The sequence below is a fragment of the Methyloterricola oryzae genome (assembly GCF_000934725.1).
Taxonomy (GTDB): domain Bacteria; phylum Pseudomonadota; class Gammaproteobacteria; order Methylococcales; family Methylococcaceae; genus Methyloterricola; species Methyloterricola oryzae.
The window spans coordinates 116,120-136,240 of the sequence record NZ_JYNS01000009.1 but is presented as its reverse complement, the minus strand read 5'-3'; the positions used below and the strand labels follow the sequence as shown (position 1 = coordinate 136,240).

Sequence of the window (20,121 nt, the reverse complement as noted above, 5' to 3'; positions counted from 1 at the left end):
CCGGGCTAGCCGCCAGCTTGGTGCGCGCCCAGCATCCCTTTCTCGCCAACTCAGCTGCTCCCGCCCCGCGCGCGCATCCGTGCCCGCTCGGCCAGCATGGGAAACAGAAAGACCGAGATCATGCCGGCACTCAGGAGCACCGCGGCCCGGTCGTTGGCCATGAGCCCCGACGACACGCCGATCTCGGTCACGATCACGATCAAGGGCAGGCCTGTTGCCGTATAGAAGGCGAAGGGCAGCCGGTCGGCCTGCGGCAACAGCCTCCCGTACAGGAAAACCGGCGCACCGCGCACGAACACCAGCAATCCGAGCAGGGCGATCACCTGGACCGGCACCAGGGGGCTGCCCCACAGAGCGCTGACGTCGAAGCGCATGCCCTCGACGATGAAGAAGATCGGGATGAGGAAACCATACCCGACCGCATCCAGCTTATGCCGCAGCATCGCCCCGCCCTCGCCGCGTGTCGCCAGCCCCGCCACCATGCCGGCGGCGAAAGCGCCGAATACGACGTTCAGGGCGAACTTGGCGGCCAACGCGACCAGCAAGGCCTGCAGCATGATGGCGATGCGGACCGGCAGTTGACCGCTGCTCTGCATCGTATGGGCGAAAGCCTGAATCAGCTTTGACGAACGCACGTGTACCGCCAGAAAAGCGGCCATGAGAGCCACGATGACAAAGCCCACTATGAACAGGGAATGCAGAACCGTGCTGTGGGTCGGGATCAAGAGCAGGGATATCACCACCAGCGGGCCGAATTCCCCCATGGCTGCCGCGGGCACGAGCAGCTTGCCAAACTCCGTGTCCAGGGTCCCCTCGTCACGCAGGATGGGCACCAGTATTCCCAGCGCCGTGGTGGTCAGGGCGACCGCGGCCATGAGCGGCGGCGCCTTGATCAGCCCGATCGCATGCACCACGAACATGCAGACCATGGCGATGCCGAAGGAAAGAAACCAGCCGCCCACGGCCAGGCTCAACGGCCTTCCGCGCATTTCGCCGAGATTGATTTCCAGCCCCACCATGAAGAGCAGGAAAGTCAGGCCCAGTTCGCCCAGCATGCCCACCAGGCCATCGGGTGAGGCAAGCCCCAGTAGATGAGGGCCGATCAGAATCCCGAGCAGCATCTCCACCGCCACGATCGGCATGCGGAACCGGGTCGGCCATTCGGCCAGAAGCGGCGCAACTGCCGCAACCAACGCAATCACGAACAACTCAAAGCGCAAACCGTCCATCCGGCCACCCGTTCCTGCTGTATTCGACGCGAAACCTTAGCATCGCGCGCCTGAGCATGCAGGCGCAATCAAATTGATCAAGCCAAGGCCACCCACGCCCATGGCGGCGGGGCTTTCACGAGGGCATGGAGCAGCGCGGCGGGGACATCGGCACGGTATCAGCGTTTCACGCGCCAGCCGCCTCGGTGGTCAAGCCTCTGACATTCTTGAGTTCCACCGTGATGTTGTCGTCGCTCGCTGCGTTCATGAAGTCCTGGATGGTCTCCAGAATATCCTGATCGATGAATTGCGCCCGCGTCCCGTCGATGATCAGATAGCTGTTCTCCTGGATGCGTTCCAGGGAGTTGCGCATCAGGGCCTTGTTCAGAAAGGAAACGTCCTTGTGCAGGCGCAGCAGGTAGTTCCTGCCATCCTGGGTCAGGCTGATGGCGGCGTGGTAGTTCGCCCGCAGCACGAAGAACAGGCCGACGAGCATGCCGACGGCCATGCCCTTGAGCAGATCCGTCAACAGGATGGCCAGGATGGTCACCACGAATGGGGCGAACTGGTTGAAACCCTTGGCATAGAGATCCTTGAACAATGAAGGTTTGGCCAACTTGTAGCCGGTCAAGAGCAGGATGGCGGCCAGGCTGGCCAGGGGAATCAGATTCAGAAACGAGCCCAGGAACATCACGCTTAAGAGAAGCAGCAGCCCATGGATGAAACAGGACATCTTGGTCCTCGCACCGGCATTGACGTTGGCCGAACCGCGCACGATGACCGCCGTCATCGGCAGCCCACCCAGCAAACCGCTGATCAGATTGCCCAGCCCCTGGGCTTTCAACTCCTGATTGGTGGGCGCCACGCGCTTCAAGGGATCCAGCTTGTCCACCGCCTCAAGGCTCAGCAGGGTCTCCAGGCTGGCCACCACCGCCAGGGTCAGGGCGATGGTGTAAATCTGTGGATTGGCCAGCTGGTTGAAATCCGGGAACGTGAAGTGGTTGATGAAATCCATGGGACCGGCGATAGCCGGCAGGTTGACCAGATGCTCGTGGGCGATGGCGAGCGTCCGCGCATCGGCCTGGCTCCAAAGATTGAACAGGATGCCGAACCCGACCGCCACCAGAGGGCCCGGAAACAGGGCCAACAGCCTGCTGTTCTTGATCCAGCGCGTCTCCCAGACCAACATGATGACGATGCAGGTGAAGCTGACCAACACGGCCCCGGGCGAGATGGCTTGCAGGGAGTAATACAGCTCGCTGAACGTGGTGTGGGTGTCCTCCTGCAGGAACGATTCGTCGCCCTCGAAGTCGGCGTCATAACCGACGGCATGGGGGATCTGCTTCATGATGAGGATCAGACCGATGGCCGCCAGCATGCCCTTGATCACGGCCGAAGGGAAATAGGCCCCAATCACGCCCGCGCGCAGATACCCCAGGATCAGTTGTATCAAGCCCGCCATCACGACGCTGAGCAGAAACGCCTGGAAGCTCCCCAGTTGCTCGATCGCGCCCAGCACGATCACGGTCAGGCCGGCGGCCGGACCCGAGACGCTGAGCTGCGAACCGCTGACCCAGGCGACGACCAGACCACCGACAATGCCGGCGATGATGCCTGAAAACAATGGAGCGCCGGACGCGAGCGCAATGCCGAGACACAGCGGAAGCGCCACCAGGAAGACGACGATACCCGCCGGGATGTCGTTACCCAGGTGCCCCAGGTAGTAGTGCACGTGCTTGTGTATCATGCGAGGCCGTTTCTCAGTGGAAAGTTAGGGCGATGACTGCAGCCGAATTGCCGCGCTCAGTCTTCGTTGTACTCATACTGGTAGATGCCGTTGATCAGACTCCCAGGCGGAAGGGTGATCAATTGCTGCAGTATGCCGTCGCCGAGGGAGTAAACCCAGCCGTGCAGCATGGGCCGGTTCTCCCGGCGCCAGGCGTTCTGGATGATGGACGTATGGGACAGCCGCTGCACCTGTTCGATCACATTCAGTTCCACCAGGCGGTTGACCTGCTCCTGGTGAGTGGGCAATCCCTCGATCTCGTCCTGGTGCAAGCGATAGATATCCTTGATGTGCATCAGCCATTTGTTGGTCAGCATCAGGTCGGCACGCTGCTTGGCCAGGGCCGCCTTGATTCCGCCGCAGCTGTAGTGGCCGCAGACGATGACGTGCCCCACTTTCAGCACGTCCACGGCGTACTGAATCACGCTCAGGCAGTTGAAATCGGTGGTGATCACCTGGTTGGCGATGTTGCGGTGCAGAAACATCTCACCCGGCTCGGCATTGACGATGATCTCAGCCGGCACCCGGCTGTCGGAACAGCCGATCCACAGGAATTCAGGTGTCTGATCGTGGGACAGGCGCTGGAAGTACTCGGGCTCCTTGAGTTTCTTGTCCTCGGCCCAGGCCTTGTTTTCGAGTAGCAGTTTTTCGAAGGGTTTCATGGGTGAATCCTTTGCGCGACAGAGAGCAGAGATCGGTTCAGATCGGGTCCGTGCAGAAACGGCGGTAAAAGCTTTTCAGCGAAATGGGCGCGAGCAGGGTGGTCAGCGCGATGACAATGATCAGGGCGGCATAAATTTCGTTCTTGAGTATGCCCGAAGTCCGGCCCAGTTCCCCGAAGATCAGGCCGACCTCGCCGTGCGGCACCATGGCCAGACCGATGGCGAGACGCTCCCGCCACGCACCTGGCACCGGCAAAGCCCCGAGCAGTTTGCCCAACACCGCGACCACAAACAAGCCCAGCGAAAATAACCAGATAAAAGAGGATTGCCAGTCGATGTCGCGCAGGTTCAGCGACAGCCCCACCATGACGAAGAAAATCGGTACGACAAGATGAATGATCGGTTTCATCTGTGACTCGATGCGACCGGCAAAATCCGGATCCGCCCGTAGCGCGAGCCCGAAGGGCAGAAAGAAGTGCCTTGAAAGCGCGAGGCCCGCCGCAAAACCGCCCAGCAGTTCGGGAGCCCCCATGGCATGGGCCAGCCAGGCGAAGAATAACACCAATGATACGATCAGGGTGGGAATCAGACCATTCATCTGGCTGACCTGGGCAAACGCCCGGATCACGAGCGAAATCAGCTTGGCACAGAAGGGCGCAAGCAGAAAGAAAACGGCGATAAAGGCCATGACCCGGCCCGCATTGACGACATCCACCTGCCCGGCCACGGAAAACTCGTAGAGCACCGCCAGCAGGATCACGCCCAGGATGTCGTCGATCACGGCGGCACCCAGCACCACCTGAGCTTCGCGGCTGTGTTGGCGCGAGAGGTCCGTGAGCACTCGCACGGTAATGCCGATGCTGGTGGCTGTCAGCGTACCGCCGACGAAGAGGGCTTCCAGCACGCTAAGATCAAACCCGTAGCGCGCTAAGGAGAAGCCGAAGACGAAGGGCCAGAGGAAGCCAGACACGGCTACCAGGAGGGCATGGACGCCTGATCGCACCAGTTGGACGATATCAGTTTCCAGGCCGACTTCGAACAGAAGCAGGATGATGCCGATTTCCGCCAGTAGCTTGATCACCTGGCTGGCCTCCAGCCAGCCCAGCACGCTGGGGCCCAGTAGCACGCCGGCCAGGAGCTCCCCCACGACCGGCGGACTCCGGAACCGCGCGAACAGCTCCGCACCGACCCGAGCGGCCAGCAAGATGATCATCAGGTTCAGAAAGAACTGGTGTACAGCCTGTGTTTCCAATGAACTATCCCGTTCATCCATGGCGGACGGTTTTCAAGTATCGCGGAATTCTTGCGAAACGCGTCAACCGGCGGGTGTTTGGGAGCCACGGATTTATGCGTGGTTCATGCGGTAGAGGGATGCCCTGGCAAAGCCGGTCACTGCACGTCACTGAATTTGGCAGTCACCGGGAAAGGGCGCTTTACGGTGACGGGCGCGGAAAAATCCCGTATGGAATTATTCCGCGTTTCCCAAAGGGCCGGCGAGGCCGGACGTCGATCGGTTAGGGCAGAACGCGGCGCGCGCGATCCCGTGCGGAATTCGCTCACACGCCATCCTGCCATTCCACCAATTCCGGCGCGTCGGGGTCCAACTCACCGGGCGCTGCAACCGTCTCCCGGGAAAAGTCCTGGCTCAGTTGCGCGTTGTCCACGGCCTGTTCAGGCGACGGAAGCTGGATCAACAGCGTAGGCGCCAGCGTCAACCCGCACAGGCCTGCGGCCACCAGGGCGGGGCGCACCATGTAGCCAGACAGACGCCAGCGCCAAGCCGGAGGCGCTTCGGGCCGGTCTTGTGCCGGCAGTTGTTTCCATGGCTTGGCTGCCAGCCATGCCAAGCCGCTGCCCGTGGCCAGCATCAGGGCCAAGCCGGACAGATTGACCCAGGCCAGGCTGACGACATCGCGGCCTGACCAATCCAGAACCATGCCGGCGACATAGGACAAGGCCATGCAGAACATAAACATGGGCAGGGACTGCCGCCCCATCAGCGCGATGCGCTGCACCAGCGCGCTCTCATGCCAGTGCTGGCCTTGGCGAAACCAAAGGTTCATCAGATAAGCCAGCGCCAGAAAATGGACCCAGCGCAGCAGACCGAGATGGCTCTTGTCCACCAGGGGCTCGATGAACTGACGCAGGTGGGCGAGGAAGGGCAGCAGACGGTAGGTGGGCTCATGGGCCAGCGGAATGGACAGAATGACCACCGCCAGGCATAGCCTCCGCAGCGCCGGGGTCGGCCGAGGAAACGCAAGCCAGTCGGACGCGAAGGCGAACCCGGTGAAGAACATCAACTGCCAGTTGAAGGGATTGAAGAACCAGGGCCTGTCGCTCCCCGGATCTGCCGGTAGTTCCCAGCCAAATCGCCAGGAAAGCGCGTAGAGCGCCACGGGAAAAGCCAGAGCCAGCCAGCGGTGCACGCGCGACAGGGCCCAAACCACCGGGACCCAGAGCATGATGACCAGGTACATGGGCAGGATATCGAAGAAGTTGGGCACGTAGCGCAGACTTACCAGCCCTGCAAGCGCTCCATCGGTATGGTCGAAAAAATAATCGATGTAAAGCCGGTGGATATAGTCGACCTCCGAGCCGGCCCGATTGCCCAGCACACAGATCGCCGCCAGGAGGACGAATAGCCCCAGATGGCACGCGTAGACCTGGCCACAGCGATGCAACACACGCAGGGTTCCGAGCCCGATGCCGGCCCGCTCGAAGCTGCGTCCGAAGGCCAGCGCCGCCGCAAATCCTGACAGATAAACGAAAATTTCGGCCGCATCGCTGAAGCCGAACCGGGATGGCGTGAGATAGAACGCGTCATTGAACGGCATGTGGTTGATGAAAATGATCAACAGGGCAATGCCGCGGAAGAAGTCCACCTGCAGGATGCGGCCAGGGCGCGGTGTATCTGCGGTGGCAGGCAGAACGTCGTAATTTCCCGTCGCTGCATTCCGCCTTGCTATCTTTGTTGTCATGGCGAATATTTGCTCGATTTTTCAACCTGCGGAATCATGTCATGGGTCCGCCGCGGGCCGGCGCCCGACAGCCCCTTGACGACCGGTCGCTGTGAGGGCCGGGTCTTCAAGACATGATACAAACCGAAGCTTTCAGTAACCTTTCATGATGCGGGCCGCGTGCAGATTCTCCTGATCGAAGATGACGAGACCGTCGCGGATGGACTTTCCCGCAGCCTCGCCGACGCCGGCTACCACGTCACCTTGGCCGACTGTGGCGCCTTTGCCGATAGCACCCTACGCACGCAAACCTACGATCTGGTCATTCTCGACCTGGGCCTGCCCGATGCTGATGGCCGGGAAGTCCTGCGCGAACTGCGTGCACGCAAGTCCATGGTGCCGGTACTCATCCTCACCGCCCGCGACGGTCTCAACGACCGCGTCGATGGCCTCGAACTGGGGGCCGACGACTACATGACCAAGCCCTTCGAATGGCGGGAACTGGAAGCCCGCATCCGCGCCCTGCTGCGCCGCAGCCACGGCGGATTCAGCCAGGACATCACGATTGGCCGCCTGGTGCTGGACCTGCACAACCAGCAGATTCTGGCGGACGGCGAGCTGCTGATCCTGCCCCAACGCGAGTACGGCGTCCTGGAAGCACTCCTGCTGCAGTCAGGACGCGTGGTCTCCAAGGAACGCATCGCCCAACGCCTGGCCGTGCGCAGCGAAGAACTGGCCGACAACGCCATCGAGGTCTATGTGCACCGGGTGCGCAAGCGCCTGGAGGGTCTTGGCCTGCGGATCAGAACCTTGCGCGGCCTGGGCTATTTGCTGGAAGCGGACGGTGAGTAGGCCGCAAAGCCTCCGCTATCAACTGCTGCTGCGACTGGCCCTGCCGCTGGCGCTGATCGTCTGCCTGGACGCGGCGCTGTCCTATTTCGTCGCCTTGCATTACGCCGACCAGGCCTACGACCGCTGGCTGCTGGATTCGGCCCGCTCTCTGGCCCAGCAGGTAAAGACCAAGAAGGACAAGGTTACCTTCGACCTGCCGCCCATCGCTGTCGAGGTCTTTCGCTGGGACGACGTGGACAAGACCTTCTTCAAGGTCGAATCCACCACCAGCGGTTTCATGGCCGGTGACAAGGCCTTGCCCAGCCCGGACATCGCGGCCCTGGAAAAGGAACGGCCTTACTTCTCCGACGTCCAGATCCAAGGCAAGCCGGTCCGGGCCGTCTCCGTGCTGACCGCGCCCACCACGAGCGCGGAGGACGTGCTGGTCTCGGTGGCTGAGACGCTGAACAAGCGGCGCGGGATGATGGGCGAGATCCTGCTGGCGGTCTTGCTACCGCAGGTGCTGCTGCTTCTGATCAGCGGCCTGCATATCTGGACCGGAATCAACCGCGGCCTGCGGCCCCTGCGCGATCTTGCCCGCGCTATCGCGCGCCGTTCCGGCCGGCAATTGGAGCCCATTGCGGATTCCGGCGTCCCGCTGGAAGTGCGCGCCCTCACCGATACCATCAATGCCCTGCTGCAGAAACTGGCTGGTGCAATGGCGGCCCAGCAGCGTTTCGTCGAAAATGCCGCGCACCAGCTGAGAACCCCCCTGGCCGGGCTCAAAATCCAGGCAGAGCGGGCGCTCAGGGCCAACGACAGAGAGTCCTTGCAACCGGCCCTGACCTACATCAAGTCCTCCGCCGACCAGGTCTCCCACCTGAGTACCCAATTGCTGGTGCTGGCACGGTCGGAGTCGGTGCAGCAGGGCCCTCGTCATTTCAAGGCCCTGGACCTGACCCGCATCGCCCGCGATTGCTGCATGGAATGGGTTCCCAAAGCCCTGGAAAGAGACATGGATCTTGCATTCGAAGCGCCCGAGGTAGCTGTCAGCGTTGCGGGCAACACAACGCTGTTACGTGAACTGCTCGGCAATCTGCTGGACAACGCCATCCGCTACGGAAAACTCGGCGGACACATTGTCGTGAGCGTGAACAGCGAGCCCGCTGCCTGCCTCAAGGTGGAGGACGACGGCCCGGGCATCTCGGAGCAGGAATCGAGCAGAGTGTTCGAACGCTTCTACCGTATTCCGGGCACCCCCGGTAAAGGCTGCGGCCTGGGGCTGGCCATCGTTCATGAAATAGCCGACCTGCATGGGGCGGATGTCAGGATCTCGGCGGCGGAACGGCCGCCCGGCGGCACCTGCGTCCAGGTATTTTTCCCTGAGCTTCTCGCCCCGCTGTAGCGCAAGTCACAAGGCGGCCGGATCAGACCTCGCATCCCGCCCGGACCGCATGGCCGGCAGTCCTCAAGGAAACCTCACGCCAGACCGAGGCATGGGACAACCGCACGGCTTCTGAAGGAGCGTGCGCTCCCTTCCAGACGGAAGCGCGACGCTGCTTCCTGCAGGGTGTTCACCACTTCCTTCAGGGACTCCGTGGCGGCGGCGGATTCTTCCACCAGTGCGGCGTTCTGCTGCGTGATGCCGTCCAGTTGCATCACCGCCTCGTTGATCTGGTGCAGGCTCTGATTCTGGGAGTTCGAGGAATTCGCCAGCTCCGACATGATGCCAGTCACCTCGTTGACCGAGGTTACGATATCCTGCATGGTGTTCCCGGCATCCATCACCAGCTTGGCGCCGGTTTCGGCCTTGCCAACGGAGTCGCTGATCAGCGCCTTGATTTCCCGCGCCGCTGCCGAGGAACGCTGCGCCAGGTTGCGCACTTCGCCAGCCACCACGGCGAAACCGCGGCCCTGCTCTCCGGCCCGCGCCGCTTCCACCGCGGCGTTCAAGGCCAGGATATTGGTCTGAAAGGCAATGCCGTCTATGACGCCGATGATGTCGACCACCTTCCTGGAGCTTTCATGGATGGCATGCATGGTCTTGACCACCTCCTGCACCACGTCGCCACCCTTGGCCGCCACCGCCGATGCGGCTACCGCCATGTCATTGGCGCGCCGCGCATTGCCCGTGTTGTGTTCCTCGGCAGCGGCGACCTCCTCCATGCTCGCCGCGGTTTCCTCCAGGGTGGAAGCCTGTTCCGACGTGCGGTGGGCCAGGTCCATATTGCCCTTCACGATCTCTTCGGTCGCGGTATTGGCGGTAGCCGCCGCATCCTGGATCGTTCCGAGGATCTCCGCCAGGTTGTCCAGGGCCGTGTTCATGTCTTCGCGCAGGCGCGCGAATGCGCCGGGGTAATGGCCTTGCACGCGCAGCGTCAGGTCGCCCCGAGCCAGGGCAGACAATACCCTGGACGCCTCTTCATTGGGGCCGATGATGGCATCCAGTGTCGCGTTCACCCCCTCGACGATACGCCGGAAATCCCCCTGGTGGCGCGTCGAGTCCACCCGGGTCGTGAGTATGCCCTGAGAGGCATCGCCCGACAGGCTTACGGTGTCGCTGATCAGCGCGCGGATGTTATCGGTCGCGGTATTCAAGTTGTTTCGCAAGGTATTGAAATCGCCGTGATAATCCTCGGCGATAGGTTCCGGCAGCGCGCCCTGGGCGATGAGTTCGATATGACCCGCCGCCGCCGTGAAGGGTCGCACCACCGCCTCCAGGGTTTGGTTCATGCCGGCGACGATGCGCCGGTAAGCGCCCTGATGGCGGTCAACGTCCGCGCGCACCGAGAGCCGACCTGCCACGGCCGCGCCGGAAAGGGCCAGGGCGTCCCCGATCAGCGCGTTGACGTTGTCGATGGCCTGGTTCAGGTTGCTTCTCAGCCGGTCGAAATCCCCTGGAAACGCGTTTTGAATCTTTTCGGGCAAGTCCCCGCGGGCAATGCCGTCGATGCACTCGGCCGCCTGTGACAACGGGCCGACGATGGCATCCAGGGTCTGGTTCATGCCCTGCAGGATCTTGCGGTAATCCCCCTGCAACTTGCTGTCATCAGCCCTGAAGCTCAGGTTTCCCCGCGCCGCGCCTTCCGAAAGCTGCAAGGCGCTGCTGACCAGCAGGCCGATGTTTTCCTGCATCTGGCGCAGGGCGTTCATCAGCCCGTGCGGGTCATCGCTGGGCGGAATGATGCCGGAAAAATCACCGCGTCCGATGCGCCCCGCAATGATCACGCCCAGGTTGATCTCTTTCAGCTTGCCGCCGAAATAGCGCGCCAGCCACACGCCGTGGCTGCAACCGACCGCCGTGGCCAAAGCCAGCACGCTCGCGAGAAGGATGTAGGTGGAATCGATGCGCCCGTTGGCGTAAGCCTCGCTTTCCGCATTGTGCGCATTGGCCATCTCCACCACCTGATCCACCTCCGCGCGGTGCTGCTGATAGGCGCGCGACATGGCATCCAGCGCTTGGCTGGCAGCAGCCCGGTCGCCGCGCAGAATAGCCGGAATGTAGCGGTCAAAGGCGGCGAGATAATAATCCTCCACCGCACGGTGGCTCGCCTCCAGAAAGTGCTGGCGGGTCGCGGCGTCAAGTTCCTGACCTTCCCAGTAGCGGTGGCGTTCCTGGTACTCCGTCTGCAGATGTTTGAGCCGCTCGACCAGGGCCTGACGCTCCTCGGCCGATGCCGCCCGTTCGATCTGCAAGGCCACCAGGTAGGACTCGATGATGTACTCCGGCGGAGGCAGGATGTCAGCGATCAGGTCCTTGCCTTGCACCACCCGCTGGTACACCGGGCCGTTGACCTGTAGTTCGCGTAGCGCCCCCATCGACAGATAACCGTAGATTGCGAATCCGGCCAGGAAAATCGCGATCAGAAGGGAAAAGTGAAACCCGACCCGAAACTGGCGTCCGTTTGCCTGCTCCTGCACACTCATGGCTGATATCTCCTGCTTCCTCAATTGAAGACGCGAACAGAGGCCGGCAGCCAACCCCAGGCGCGACGAGGTTATTATAGTTGCCAGTCTGGAAACGCATAGAAGATCGAGGCCATGGGTGCGAGAGGGATGAACAAGCGCAAGCCGATCGGGAATCCTATTTTCCGCACACGGCGGTCGCACCGAGTCTATAGGTTTTGGTGCGCAAGTTTACGCCGCCGTAATCCTTGACACCCGTGGGCAGCCTGCCCTGATCGTGCAACATGCTTGCCGCCCGTATCAAGGCGTTGAAATCAAATTCTCGCGCGAGGATATCGGGCGTGATCTCCAATGTTGCCTCCTCCTGCACATAGGAACATCCCGGAATATTTCCATGCTTGTCCACCTGGCCCAACAACAGGTGATCCCCCCCTGCTCCAAAGGCGCTGGTAATTCCCCAGACCCTGAACGAGCCGCGGGTTTCGTTGGGGGATAGTCGCCACGAACTGACCGCCCCTTTGCTGACGGCGGCACCGGGGATCGAGCGCACCCATGACGTTACCAGGTCGGCATCGAGCTTCCCGAATACGATATCCCGGACTCCGGGTTGGGCGCTCTCGATCGAACCTTGCATGAGGTCAAAGTCCGTAACGGGCTTCTTGATCGTGGACGGGGCCAGTATGTCGAGGGCTGAAGCGGCTCTAAGGCGCCATTCCTTTTGCGCCACGATAGAGCCGTCTGCTGCGCCGACCCTTACTGCCACCGGGTAATTCTCGGCTGTCGCGAGACTCAGAAAATGGCTGCCGGTGAGTTCGATTTCCCCACTTCTGCGGGTGAGATTCCCGCCGGTGGACAAATCCATGATTTCGCCGCTGGCGCTGGCGTAGGATTTACCCCATTCATATTTCAAGTCCTTGTTGAGTTTGACGAGCACGAGGTCCAGTTGGCGCGTAGCCGTGTTCAGGGCCTTGCCGTAAGCAAGCACGCTGCCGTCAGGGAGGCTGGAATGGGAGACATTGACCCCGTCAAAGATGACCGGAGTCCCGACCAGCGCCCCGGTCTTCGCATCGAGCTTCCCGATAAAGGACCAGAGTTTGGCCGGGTTCGCCCCGGCGGCACTGTCCAGGAGGCTCATGGAGAACGAATAATAGAGCGTGCCCCCGACCTGCGTGACTAAGGGGAACACCTTGTCCGATGAGGGCTTGAGGCCACCCAGATCCGTGCCGAGCACGCGGCTCCAGTCCAATGCCCCGGTCTCGGCATTGACCTTGGCGACGGCCACGTCGCCGCCGGCAACGTCGGGACCGCCACGCCAGTTGGAATTCAGCGAACCGGTAATGACATAGCCCGAGTGCAGACTGGATGCCGGCGATGCGACCGCTTGCAGGACAAAGTTCCCGTCCATGGCAGTATCCATCGTCTTGGAAAATATCTTCTTGATCGCGCCGGTTTTTGCATTGACGCGCAACTTGCCCCAGGCGAAGGCTTGAGAATTGCGCCTGGCCGGCACCGAGAACATGTGCTGGTACGGCGGCCTGGCATTGGATGGCGCTGTTTCCACGCGCACCGGGGCCTCAAAACGCCTGCCCCAGAGGAAGCGCCCATCGGCGTCAATCTTGGCCAAAAACTCTCTGGAATTGGAGACTCCAGTCAAATGGTAATCGCCCAGGGGTGAGTGACGCACACTGAAGCCGGTAGCATCATGATCGGGTCCGTAAGCTTTCAGCCAAGCCGCCTCGGCGGCGCCGACGGACGCGCAAAACAACATCAGGCGGATAGCGGCCCGCAAGTGGCAGACTGGCCGGTTCATTGAAAATCTCCACATAGGTCACCAGGGCAAGACACTGTTGTGGCCTCGTGCCTAGCCGCGACGTCCGGGCATCAAAGCGCGATCGCGCCGGGAGCCAGAAAAGACAGCACAGTCGCTCTCATCACCGAGAGCGACCGGCAAATAGGGACAGGGGGCACGGAGTGAGTGTCGCAAACGCCGCGAGAGCGTCCCGCTCCCCCGCCCCTCAACCCCATCCTGTGGCGTATCAGGCCACTGGGGCGGTTTTCCTACGACCCAGAATACCCAGCCCGGCGAGGGCGCTGCTCAGCAACCAAACGGCAGCCGGAACCGGAACCGGAGCGGGTCCAGGACCACCCGGGCCTGCCGCAACGTCCCCAGCGGCCACGGCCAAGGCAAAGTTGACGGAAAACAGGTTGTCGCCGGATGCGTTGGCGGAACCGTCAAAGTTGCTGAAGAACCACGATGTAAACGGATCAGTGGGCGCTGCAGTACCATACCAATATCCGGCATTTTGCAGGTTCGTGAATGGCCCTGAATTCAGCAGTCCGCCGCCGGGGGCTTCGTTGCCGGACAGGTCGACCGCAGCTTTATTACCCAGAGTGACGTAATACAGGTGGGAGAGCGGGTTGGTCGTGCTTTCGATACGGTATCCGCTGTCGGTAGTACCGTCGTACAACCCACTCGAATTAAAGTCAAACTCCGTGCCGTTCCTGGGTGTTACTTTCGGGAGCGTCCAGCTCGACACGCCGCCGTATTGGGTGCTGTTGAGATAACTGACCCAGGCATTGGCGCCAAACCCGTTCATCGCGCCATTGACGCCGGGAGTGCCGCTACCGGCTCCATTGGGGTCGCTCCAGTCATCGGCCGTATAGACGTGGTTGCCGCTCGGGTCCGAACTGAACTGATCGGGCATGACCGGCGCCCCGGCTATCATGTCCTGGATGATATTGGGATTGGCGTCGTACTGGGTCTTGAACAAATTGCCATTTGCGACCCACGTCAAATTGAGTGCGGTGTCGTAGAAAGCCTCGGTGGTGCTGGCATTGCCGTCGAGATCCCGCGCCTGCAACTCCGCGTTAGCCGCCTGGCTGGACAGGCCGCCGAGCATCGCCGCGGCGGCCGTCAGCGCAATTCGGTTCCGATGATTCAATACGTACATTCTGTTCTCCTATGCTGGTGCATTCTAGTGGGCGCCGCCTGCAGCATCCCTTTGCACGCGGCGCGTTGGCTCTGCAAGTCAGACTTGCGGTCAGTCCTGTCACGGAACGGGCACTACCGGCCTATGACCGGGAGCCCCTGCCAAAACACGGGAGAGGGACGAAATTCTTGGTCTGGATAGGCAGAGATTGGCCGCGTCAAACACAAGCAACCTGCTATTCAAACCAAGCAATTTCATACATCCGGTTACCCCCTCACCCGCCACGAGTAATGAGCACGATTCGGGCCATACGCAAAACTCTGTCGCATATCCCTGAAATCAATAAACTTACTACAGATCAATCCACTAGATCAGATGGAGTAACTGAGTGAAATAACTCAATAAACAGGTTATATAGTGGTACTCACACTCCTTATTTTATCCATTTAACCCAGAGCAACGAGGACCCTACGATTATCAAAACATAACCATCAGAAATACGCCAATACCTTATAATCGGAGAAACAAAAAGCACGCCGAATTGGTCAATAAATAATTGAATTAAATATGTATAACCTTGATATTCTGTTCTTAATACCTTACCTCCCACCCATAAGCAATGTACTCAGCCTGCTGGCGTTACCTCAACCACCAAAGTCCCGGTCACGCAGCGTCTAGCGGCGGCATCTACACAAATTCCTCACTCGTATCGCCTTGCTATGTCGACCGTTGCTTGGACATCGGTGCTTATGCGTTCATGGCATGTCAACGCACCGGATCGCGGGTTGTCCGCACGCACGCATGCCTGCCAGTACGCAGGTGTTGATGCGCTGTTGCTTGTCAGAATGGTGAAATGGGGCTGGCGCAGATTCCGCGTAGGACCGCGTCAGCCTGGAACGGTCGTGCTGCGGCCTTCAGGTCGGCCGAAGGTATAAGGCGGGGAGCTATGAGGCCTGGTCAGCCGCCGGGGTCATTAAGGGGAGGCGCAGCGGCCAAAAATTGCTACGGCGCCCTCAGACAACGAAGGCGCCAGTCTCCAATCACCCGGTAGAGGCGGCGCGCCTCGCCAGGTTCAGGCGAAGGGATGCCGCAAAATGATGGTTTCCACCCGGTCCGGGCCGGTGGACAGGATATCCACCGGCACGCCCAGCAGTTCCTCGATGCGGTGGATGTAGGCCTTGGCGTTGGCGGGAAGCTGATCGTAATCGGTGATGCCGGCGGTGGATTCGCTCCAACCCGGCAGCCATTCCATGACCGGACTGCACCGCGCGTAACGCTCCGCGCCCACCGGCACGGTGTCGGTCTCATGCCCGTCCATTCGGTAGGCGACGCACAAACCGATGGTCTCCAAGCCGTCCAGCACGTCCAGTTTGGTCAAACAGAGGCCGCTCAGGCTGTTGAGCCTGGCTGACTTGCGCATCAACACCGCATCGAACCACCCGCAGCGGCGTGCCCGCCCGGTGGTGGCGCCCACTTCGGCACCCTTGCTGGACAGATGGCGGCCCACGTCATCACTGAGTTCGGTGGGGAAAGGCCCATTGCCGACACGGGTGGAATAGGCCTTGGTGATACCGAGTACATAGTCGAAATCCAGCAGGCCGATGCCGGTACCGCATGCGGCACCGCCCGACGTTGTATTCGACGAGGTGACATAGGGGTAGGTGCCGTGGTCGATATCCAGCATGGCGCCCTGAGCGCCTTCGAACAGCACATTCTTGCCCTCATCCCGATAGGCGTAGAGCATTTCCGCCACGTCGCCGAGCATCGGCTTCACCTGGTCGCCCAGGGCCAGAAGATGGTCCAGGGTTGCCGTGAAATCCACCGGTTCGGCCTGGTAGTACTGCTTCAACACGAAGTTATGGTACTCGAGCAACTCGCGCAGGCGTTCCGCGAAACCATCGGGGTTTAGCAGATCGCCGGCGCGCAGGCCGCGCCGGGCCACCTTGTCCTCGTAGGCTGGGCCAATGCCGCGGCCCGTGGTGCCGATGGCCTTGCTGCCGCGGGCGCGCTCGCGGGCCTGATCCAGCGCCACATGCACGGGGAGTATGAGTGCGCAGGCCTCGCTGATGGTCAAGCGCTCGCGTACCGGAACGCCGGCCGCCTCGAGCACACCGATCTCCTTCATCAAGGCTTCCGGGCAAAGCACCACGCCGTTGCCGATGGCACAACGAACGCCAGAATGCAGAATCCCGGAGGGGATGAGGTGTAACACGGTCTTCTTACCATCGATGACCAGGGTGTGACCTGCGTTGTGGCCGCCCTGGAAGCGCACCACGCTGTCAGCACGCTCCGTGAGCAGGTCCACCAGCTTGCCCTTGCCTTCGTCACCCCACTGACTGCCGATGACAACTACGTTTTTACCCATTCTTGTTGTTCCAAATTTTACGAAAATTTTTTGGGCGCACGCTCAGGCGTCCAGCGCGACCCTGTCCCAGCCACGCGGACCACGTTCGAGGCGGTATCGGCAACCCAGGGCGGCGGCATCGACCCGCTGGCCTTCGAGTTCCTGGATCACCACCTGGCCCTGCGACCTCAGCGCACGCACCGCATCGGCCAAGGCGGGATCGTCCACCGCAGGGGCAAACACCGGCTCCAGCGGTTCATCGGCAACCTGCCCCAGGCGCGCGAGGATCTTCAAATCCGCGCTGAAGCCGGTCGCGGGACGCGCCTTTCCGAAAACCTTCCCGATCTCGTCGTAGCGTCCACCCCTCGCGACCTCGCGGCCGTAGCCTTCCACGAAGGCGGCGAAAACCACCCCGGTCTGATAGTGGTAACCCCGCAGCTCCGCCAAGTCAAAGTGGATGGGCAGGTCGGGAAAAGCCTGCGCCAGACTGGTAGCGATCAGTTCCAGATTGTCCAGGGCGCAATGCACCTCGGGCTCCGCCGCGGCGAGCCTCTGCCGCGCCGCGCTCAGGACCTCGAGCCCCCCATTCAGATCGATGAGGGCGCCGAGCATGTCCGCGCAGCCCTCCGGCACCGACGTGGCGCCGAGAAACTCGTCCAACTCCGGATAGGCCTTGCGCTGCAGGATGTCGAACAGATCCGATTCCTGCTGGCCGTCCAATCCCGCCTGCCGCACCAGGCCGCGATATACGCCCACGTGACCGAGATCCAGGAAAACGCGTTCGATGGCGGCGACATGGAACATCTCCAGCATGAGGCGGATGATCTCCAGATCGCTGGCGGCGCCGTCATGACCGTACAGTTCCGCACCCACCTGCATGGGACTGCGCGAACGCTCCAGATGGTCCGACTGGGTATGCAGCACGGTTCCCAGGTAACACAGGCGCGCCGGCACATCCTGCAGGGCGTTGCGGGCATCGATGCGCGCCACCTGCGGGGTCATGTCGGCGCGCACGCCCAGGAGCCGGCCGGACATCTGATCGATCAGCTTGAAGGTCTGCAGGTCCAAGGCGTGGCCGGTTCCTGTCAGCAGGGATTCGATGTATTCGATGAAGGGCGGGATGACCTGCTGGTAGCCCCATGCGGCGAACATATCCAGCACCTTGCGCCGCAGGACCTCGAGCCGCCGGGCTTCGGCCGGCAAAACTTCCTCGATGCCTTCCGGCAACAACCAACGGTCTTGCGACAACATGTTTACGATCTGAACTATGGGATTAGTGTGACGCGAAAAGGCACCCGGCCGCGAGTAGGCATGAGCCTCGCGCGGACCGGGCGCCATTTTATACGATTCCGCCCGGAAACGGTTCCGAAAAAAAACCGGGGCCGGGCGGAACCTGCTGCGGACTGTTGGCTTACTTGGACTTCTTGAAGTAACGGAAGAACTCGGAATCGGGCTCCAGCACGATGCTGTTGCCATCGCCGCGGAAGACCGCCTTGTAACCGGTCAGGCTGCGGTAGAAGGAGAAGAAATCCTTGTTCTTGCCATAGGCCTGGGCGTAGATCTCCGACGCGGCCGCATCACCTTCGCCGCGCTTCAGTTCCGCATCGCGGTACGCGTCACCGAGAATGACCTCACGCTGCCGGTCGGCGTCGGCACGAATGCGCTCCGCCATTTCTGCGCCGCGCGAGCGGAACTCGCGAGCAACACGGGCGCGCTCGGCTTCCATGCGGCGATAAACCGAGGAACTCACTTCGCTGGGCAGGTCCACGCGCATCACGCGAATATCGAGGATCTCGATACCCATCTCATCCGCCCCCGGGTTGGCGGACTTGATCAGAACATCATGAATGCGGCCGCGTTCGGAGGAAACCAGTTCGCGGATGGTGCGCTTGCTGAATTCGCCGCGCATGGCATCCTTGACGATCTGGTCGAGGCGAATGTTGGCCTGGATGATGTCACCGGCCACCGACGTGTAGTACTTGGACACGTCCTTGATGCGCCATTTGGCGAAGGAATCGACGATGACGTTCTTTTTCTCCGAGGTCAGGAAGCGCTCGGGCTTCGATTCCAGGGTCAGGATGCGCGCGTCGAACTTCTTGACGTTGTTGATGAGCGGCAGCTTGAAATACAGGCCGGGGGTATAGTCGGTCTCCACGATCTCGCCCAGTCTGAACTTGATCGCCTTTTGCGACTCACCCACCGTGAACATCGACATGGATGCAAACGCGAGCAGAACCAGCAGCGCAATGATGGATTTGTTCATGGTCATTATTGTCCCCTCCCCTCACGGCCCCGCGTCACCGCAGCCCGCGCGCCACTTCTAGCCGAGGTATCCAGTCCCTCCACGGCAGCCGTCTCGGTGTCTGATCCACGCACGGCGTCAGTCAGGGCCGGTAGTTTTTGCATCTTGTCCAATGGCAGATAAAACAGGCTGTTGCCGCTCTTCACGTCCAGCATCAAGGTATTGGACTTCTCCAGGACCGATTCGATGGTATCGATGTAGAGTCGCTCGCGCGTAACCTCGGGCGCCTTTTCGTACTCGCCCAACAATTGCTTGAAGCGGCCGGCCTCGCCCTGGGCCTTGGCGATCAATTTAAGCCGGTAGGCTTCGGCCTCCTCCAGAAGTCGCGCCGCCGCGCCACGCGCCTTCGGCACCACTTCGTTGGCATAAGCCTCGGCTTCGTTCTTCAGGCGCTGTTCGTCCTCGCGTGCCTTGATGGCGTCCTCGAAGGCGCTCTGTACTTCTTCGGGCGGCTGGGCGTCGACGAAGTTCACCGTGGTGACGCGGATGCCGGCCTTGTAGCCGTCCAGAATGGCCTGGATTTCCTCCTTGATTTCCTCGGCGATGCCGCCACGGCCCTCGGTGAGCACGAAATCCATGCTGCTCTTGCCGATGATGCCGCGTTCGGCGCTCTCGGTAACTTGCTTAAGGGTCACGTCGGGATCGAGCACGTTGAACAGGTAGTTCTTCGCATCCTTGATCTGGTACTGCACGGCCAGCCGGATGTCGACAATGTTTTCGTCCTGGGTCAGCATCAGGGCTTCCTTGGGCACCGATCCCATGGACTGCTGGCGTCCACCGGAGCGGTAGCCCACCTCGATGAAGCGCTGCTGCTCCACATTGACGATGGTCACGCTTTCGATCGGCGCGGGCAGATGCCAATGCGGGCCCGGCAAAGTGGTTTCGGCATACTTGCCGAAACGCGTCACGACGCCGCGGTTGCCTTCGTCCACGATATAGATACCCGTTAAGGCCCAGATGGCGAGAGGCACCGCCGCAAGCACTGCGGCAGTCTTCACGGGATCCCGCGGTTCTCTTCCGCCGCCACCGCCGAAGAACTTGCCGATCTTTTCCTGTAGGGCTCGCATGACCTCGTCCAGATCCGGCGGCGCATCTTGCGGGTCCCGCCCGCTCCAGGGGTCTTTCTTGTTACTGCCCGGTTCGTTCCAGGACATGTTGTGACTCCTTCGCTATTTCGTTTTTGTTGGCACTCGGT

At 61.3% G+C, this 20,121-nt stretch carries 14 protein-coding genes; 2 read left to right on the top strand and 12 right to left on the bottom strand.

Features of this window, described 5'->3' with window-relative positions; translation table 11 throughout:
- Positions 1–50: 50 nt before the first annotated feature.
- From EK23_RS13380 to EK23_RS13360, 5 genes are all read right to left on the bottom strand, one after another.
- Positions 51–1,229, bottom strand: coding sequence for a cation:proton antiporter (locus EK23_RS13380; RefSeq protein ID WP_045225872.1), 1,179 nt, complete (start codon positions 1,227–1,229; stop codon positions 51–53).
- A 166-nt stretch (positions 1,230–1,395) separates the two neighbouring features.
- Positions 1,396–2,955 carry a SulP family inorganic anion transporter gene (locus EK23_RS13375; protein WP_045225871.1) on the bottom strand — a complete coding sequence of 520 codons (1,560 nt, stop codon included), beginning with the start codon at positions 2,953–2,955 and terminating at the stop codon, positions 1,396–1,398.
- Positions 2,956–3,011: 56 nt separating this feature from the next.
- Complete coding sequence (locus EK23_RS13370; RefSeq protein WP_045225870.1) at positions 3,012–3,656, bottom strand: carbonic anhydrase; 645 nt, start codon at positions 3,654–3,656, stop codon at positions 3,012–3,014.
- A 37-nt stretch (positions 3,657–3,693) separates the two neighbouring features.
- Complete coding sequence (locus EK23_RS13365) at positions 3,694–4,908, bottom strand: cation:proton antiporter (RefSeq protein WP_200892157.1); 1,215 nt, start codon at positions 4,906–4,908, stop codon at positions 3,694–3,696.
- Between the two features lie 304 nt (positions 4,909–5,212).
- Positions 5,213–6,634 (bottom strand): OpgC family protein, encoded by a 1,422-nt coding sequence (locus tag EK23_RS13360; protein WP_082054181.1) that lies wholly within the window; start codon positions 6,632–6,634, stop codon positions 5,213–5,215.
- A 159-nt stretch (positions 6,635–6,793) separates the two neighbouring features.
- Here EK23_RS13360 and EK23_RS13355 point away from each other — a divergent pair, with 159 nt between their 5' ends.
- Positions 6,794–7,465, top strand: a complete 672-nt coding sequence (locus EK23_RS13355; RefSeq protein ID WP_045225868.1) for a response regulator — start codon at positions 6,794–6,796, stop codon at positions 7,463–7,465.
- The gene (locus EK23_RS13350) at positions 7,458–8,849 is read left to right on the top strand and encodes a sensor histidine kinase (RefSeq protein WP_045225867.1); all 1,392 of its coding nucleotides are present in this window, start codon (positions 7,458–7,460) and stop codon (positions 8,847–8,849) included. The genes EK23_RS13355 and EK23_RS13350 overlap by 8 nt, the downstream gene beginning before the upstream one ends.
- 74 nt (positions 8,850–8,923) lie before the next feature.
- Here the strand turns inward: EK23_RS13350 and EK23_RS13345 are convergent, their stop codons facing one another.
- The 7 genes from EK23_RS13345 to hflK all read right to left on the bottom strand — a co-directional run bounded on the left by EK23_RS13345 (position 8,924) and on the right by hflK (position 20,080).
- A complete protein-coding gene (locus EK23_RS13345) occupies positions 8,924–11,371 on the bottom strand; it encodes a methyl-accepting chemotaxis protein (protein ID WP_052808166.1) in 2,448 nt (815 codons plus the stop codon).
- 157 nt (positions 11,372–11,528) lie between these two features.
- A complete protein-coding gene (locus tag EK23_RS13340; protein WP_145998660.1) occupies positions 11,529–13,160 on the bottom strand; it encodes a hypothetical protein in 1,632 nt (543 codons plus the stop codon).
- Positions 13,161–13,386: 226 nt separating this feature from the next.
- Positions 13,387–14,301 (bottom strand): VPLPA-CTERM sorting domain-containing protein, encoded by a 915-nt coding sequence (locus EK23_RS13335; protein WP_045225865.1) that lies wholly within the window; start codon positions 14,299–14,301, stop codon positions 13,387–13,389.
- 1,051 nt (positions 14,302–15,352) lie between these two features.
- Positions 15,353–16,645, bottom strand: coding sequence for an adenylosuccinate synthase (locus EK23_RS13330; protein ID WP_045225864.1), 1,293 nt, complete (start codon positions 16,643–16,645; stop codon positions 15,353–15,355).
- A gap of 42 nt (positions 16,646–16,687) precedes the next feature.
- Positions 16,688–17,875, bottom strand: a complete 1,188-nt coding sequence (locus tag EK23_RS13325) for an ATP phosphoribosyltransferase regulatory subunit (protein WP_045225929.1) — start codon at positions 17,873–17,875, stop codon at positions 16,688–16,690.
- Between the two features lie 160 nt (positions 17,876–18,035).
- Positions 18,036–18,893, bottom strand: coding sequence for a protease modulator HflC (gene hflC / locus EK23_RS13320; protein ID WP_045225863.1), 858 nt, complete (start codon positions 18,891–18,893; stop codon positions 18,036–18,038).
- Positions 18,893–20,080: an FtsH protease activity modulator HflK gene (hflK, locus tag EK23_RS13315; protein ID WP_045225862.1), complete on the bottom strand. Its 1,188-nt coding sequence runs from the start codon at positions 20,078–20,080 to the stop codon at positions 18,893–18,895. Before hflK ends, hflC begins: the two co-directional genes overlap by 1 nt.
- Positions 20,081–20,121: the final 41 nt, after the last annotated feature.

Excerpts from the sequence above, each read along its gene's own strand:
- EK23_RS13325 (WP_045225929.1), bottom strand. The coding sequence starts at position 17,875 with ATGTTGTCGCAAGACCGTTGGTTGTTGCCGGAAGGCATCGAGGAAGTT.
- EK23_RS13360 (WP_082054181.1), bottom strand. The coding sequence starts at position 6,634 with ATGACAACAAAGATAGCAAGGCGGAATGCAGCGACGGGAAATTACGAC.
- EK23_RS13335 (WP_045225865.1), bottom strand. The coding sequence starts at position 14,301 with ATGTACGTATTGAATCATCGGAACCGAATTGCGCTGACGGCCGCCGCG.
- hflC (WP_045225863.1), bottom strand. The coding sequence starts at position 18,893 with ATGACCATGAACAAATCCATCATTGCGCTGCTGGTTCTGCTCGCGTTT.
- EK23_RS13370 (WP_045225870.1), bottom strand. The coding sequence starts at position 3,656 with ATGAAACCCTTCGAAAAACTGCTACTCGAAAACAAGGCCTGGGCCGAG.
- EK23_RS13375 (WP_045225871.1), bottom strand. The coding sequence starts at position 2,955 with ATGATACACAAGCACGTGCACTACTACCTGGGGCACCTGGGTAACGAC.
- EK23_RS13330 (WP_045225864.1), bottom strand. The coding sequence starts at position 16,645 with ATGGGTAAAAACGTAGTTGTCATCGGCAGTCAGTGGGGTGACGAAGGC.
- EK23_RS13340 (WP_145998660.1), bottom strand. The coding sequence starts at position 13,160 with ATGAACCGGCCAGTCTGCCACTTGCGGGCCGCTATCCGCCTGATGTTG.
- EK23_RS13380 (WP_045225872.1), bottom strand. The coding sequence starts at position 1,229 with ATGGACGGTTTGCGCTTTGAGTTGTTCGTGATTGCGTTGGTTGCGGCA.
- EK23_RS13345 (WP_052808166.1), bottom strand. The coding sequence starts at position 11,371 with ATGAGTGTGCAGGAGCAGGCAAACGGACGCCAGTTTCGGGTCGGGTTT.
- hflK (WP_045225862.1), bottom strand. The coding sequence starts at position 20,080 with ATGTCCTGGAACGAACCGGGCAGTAACAAGAAAGACCCCTGGAGCGGG.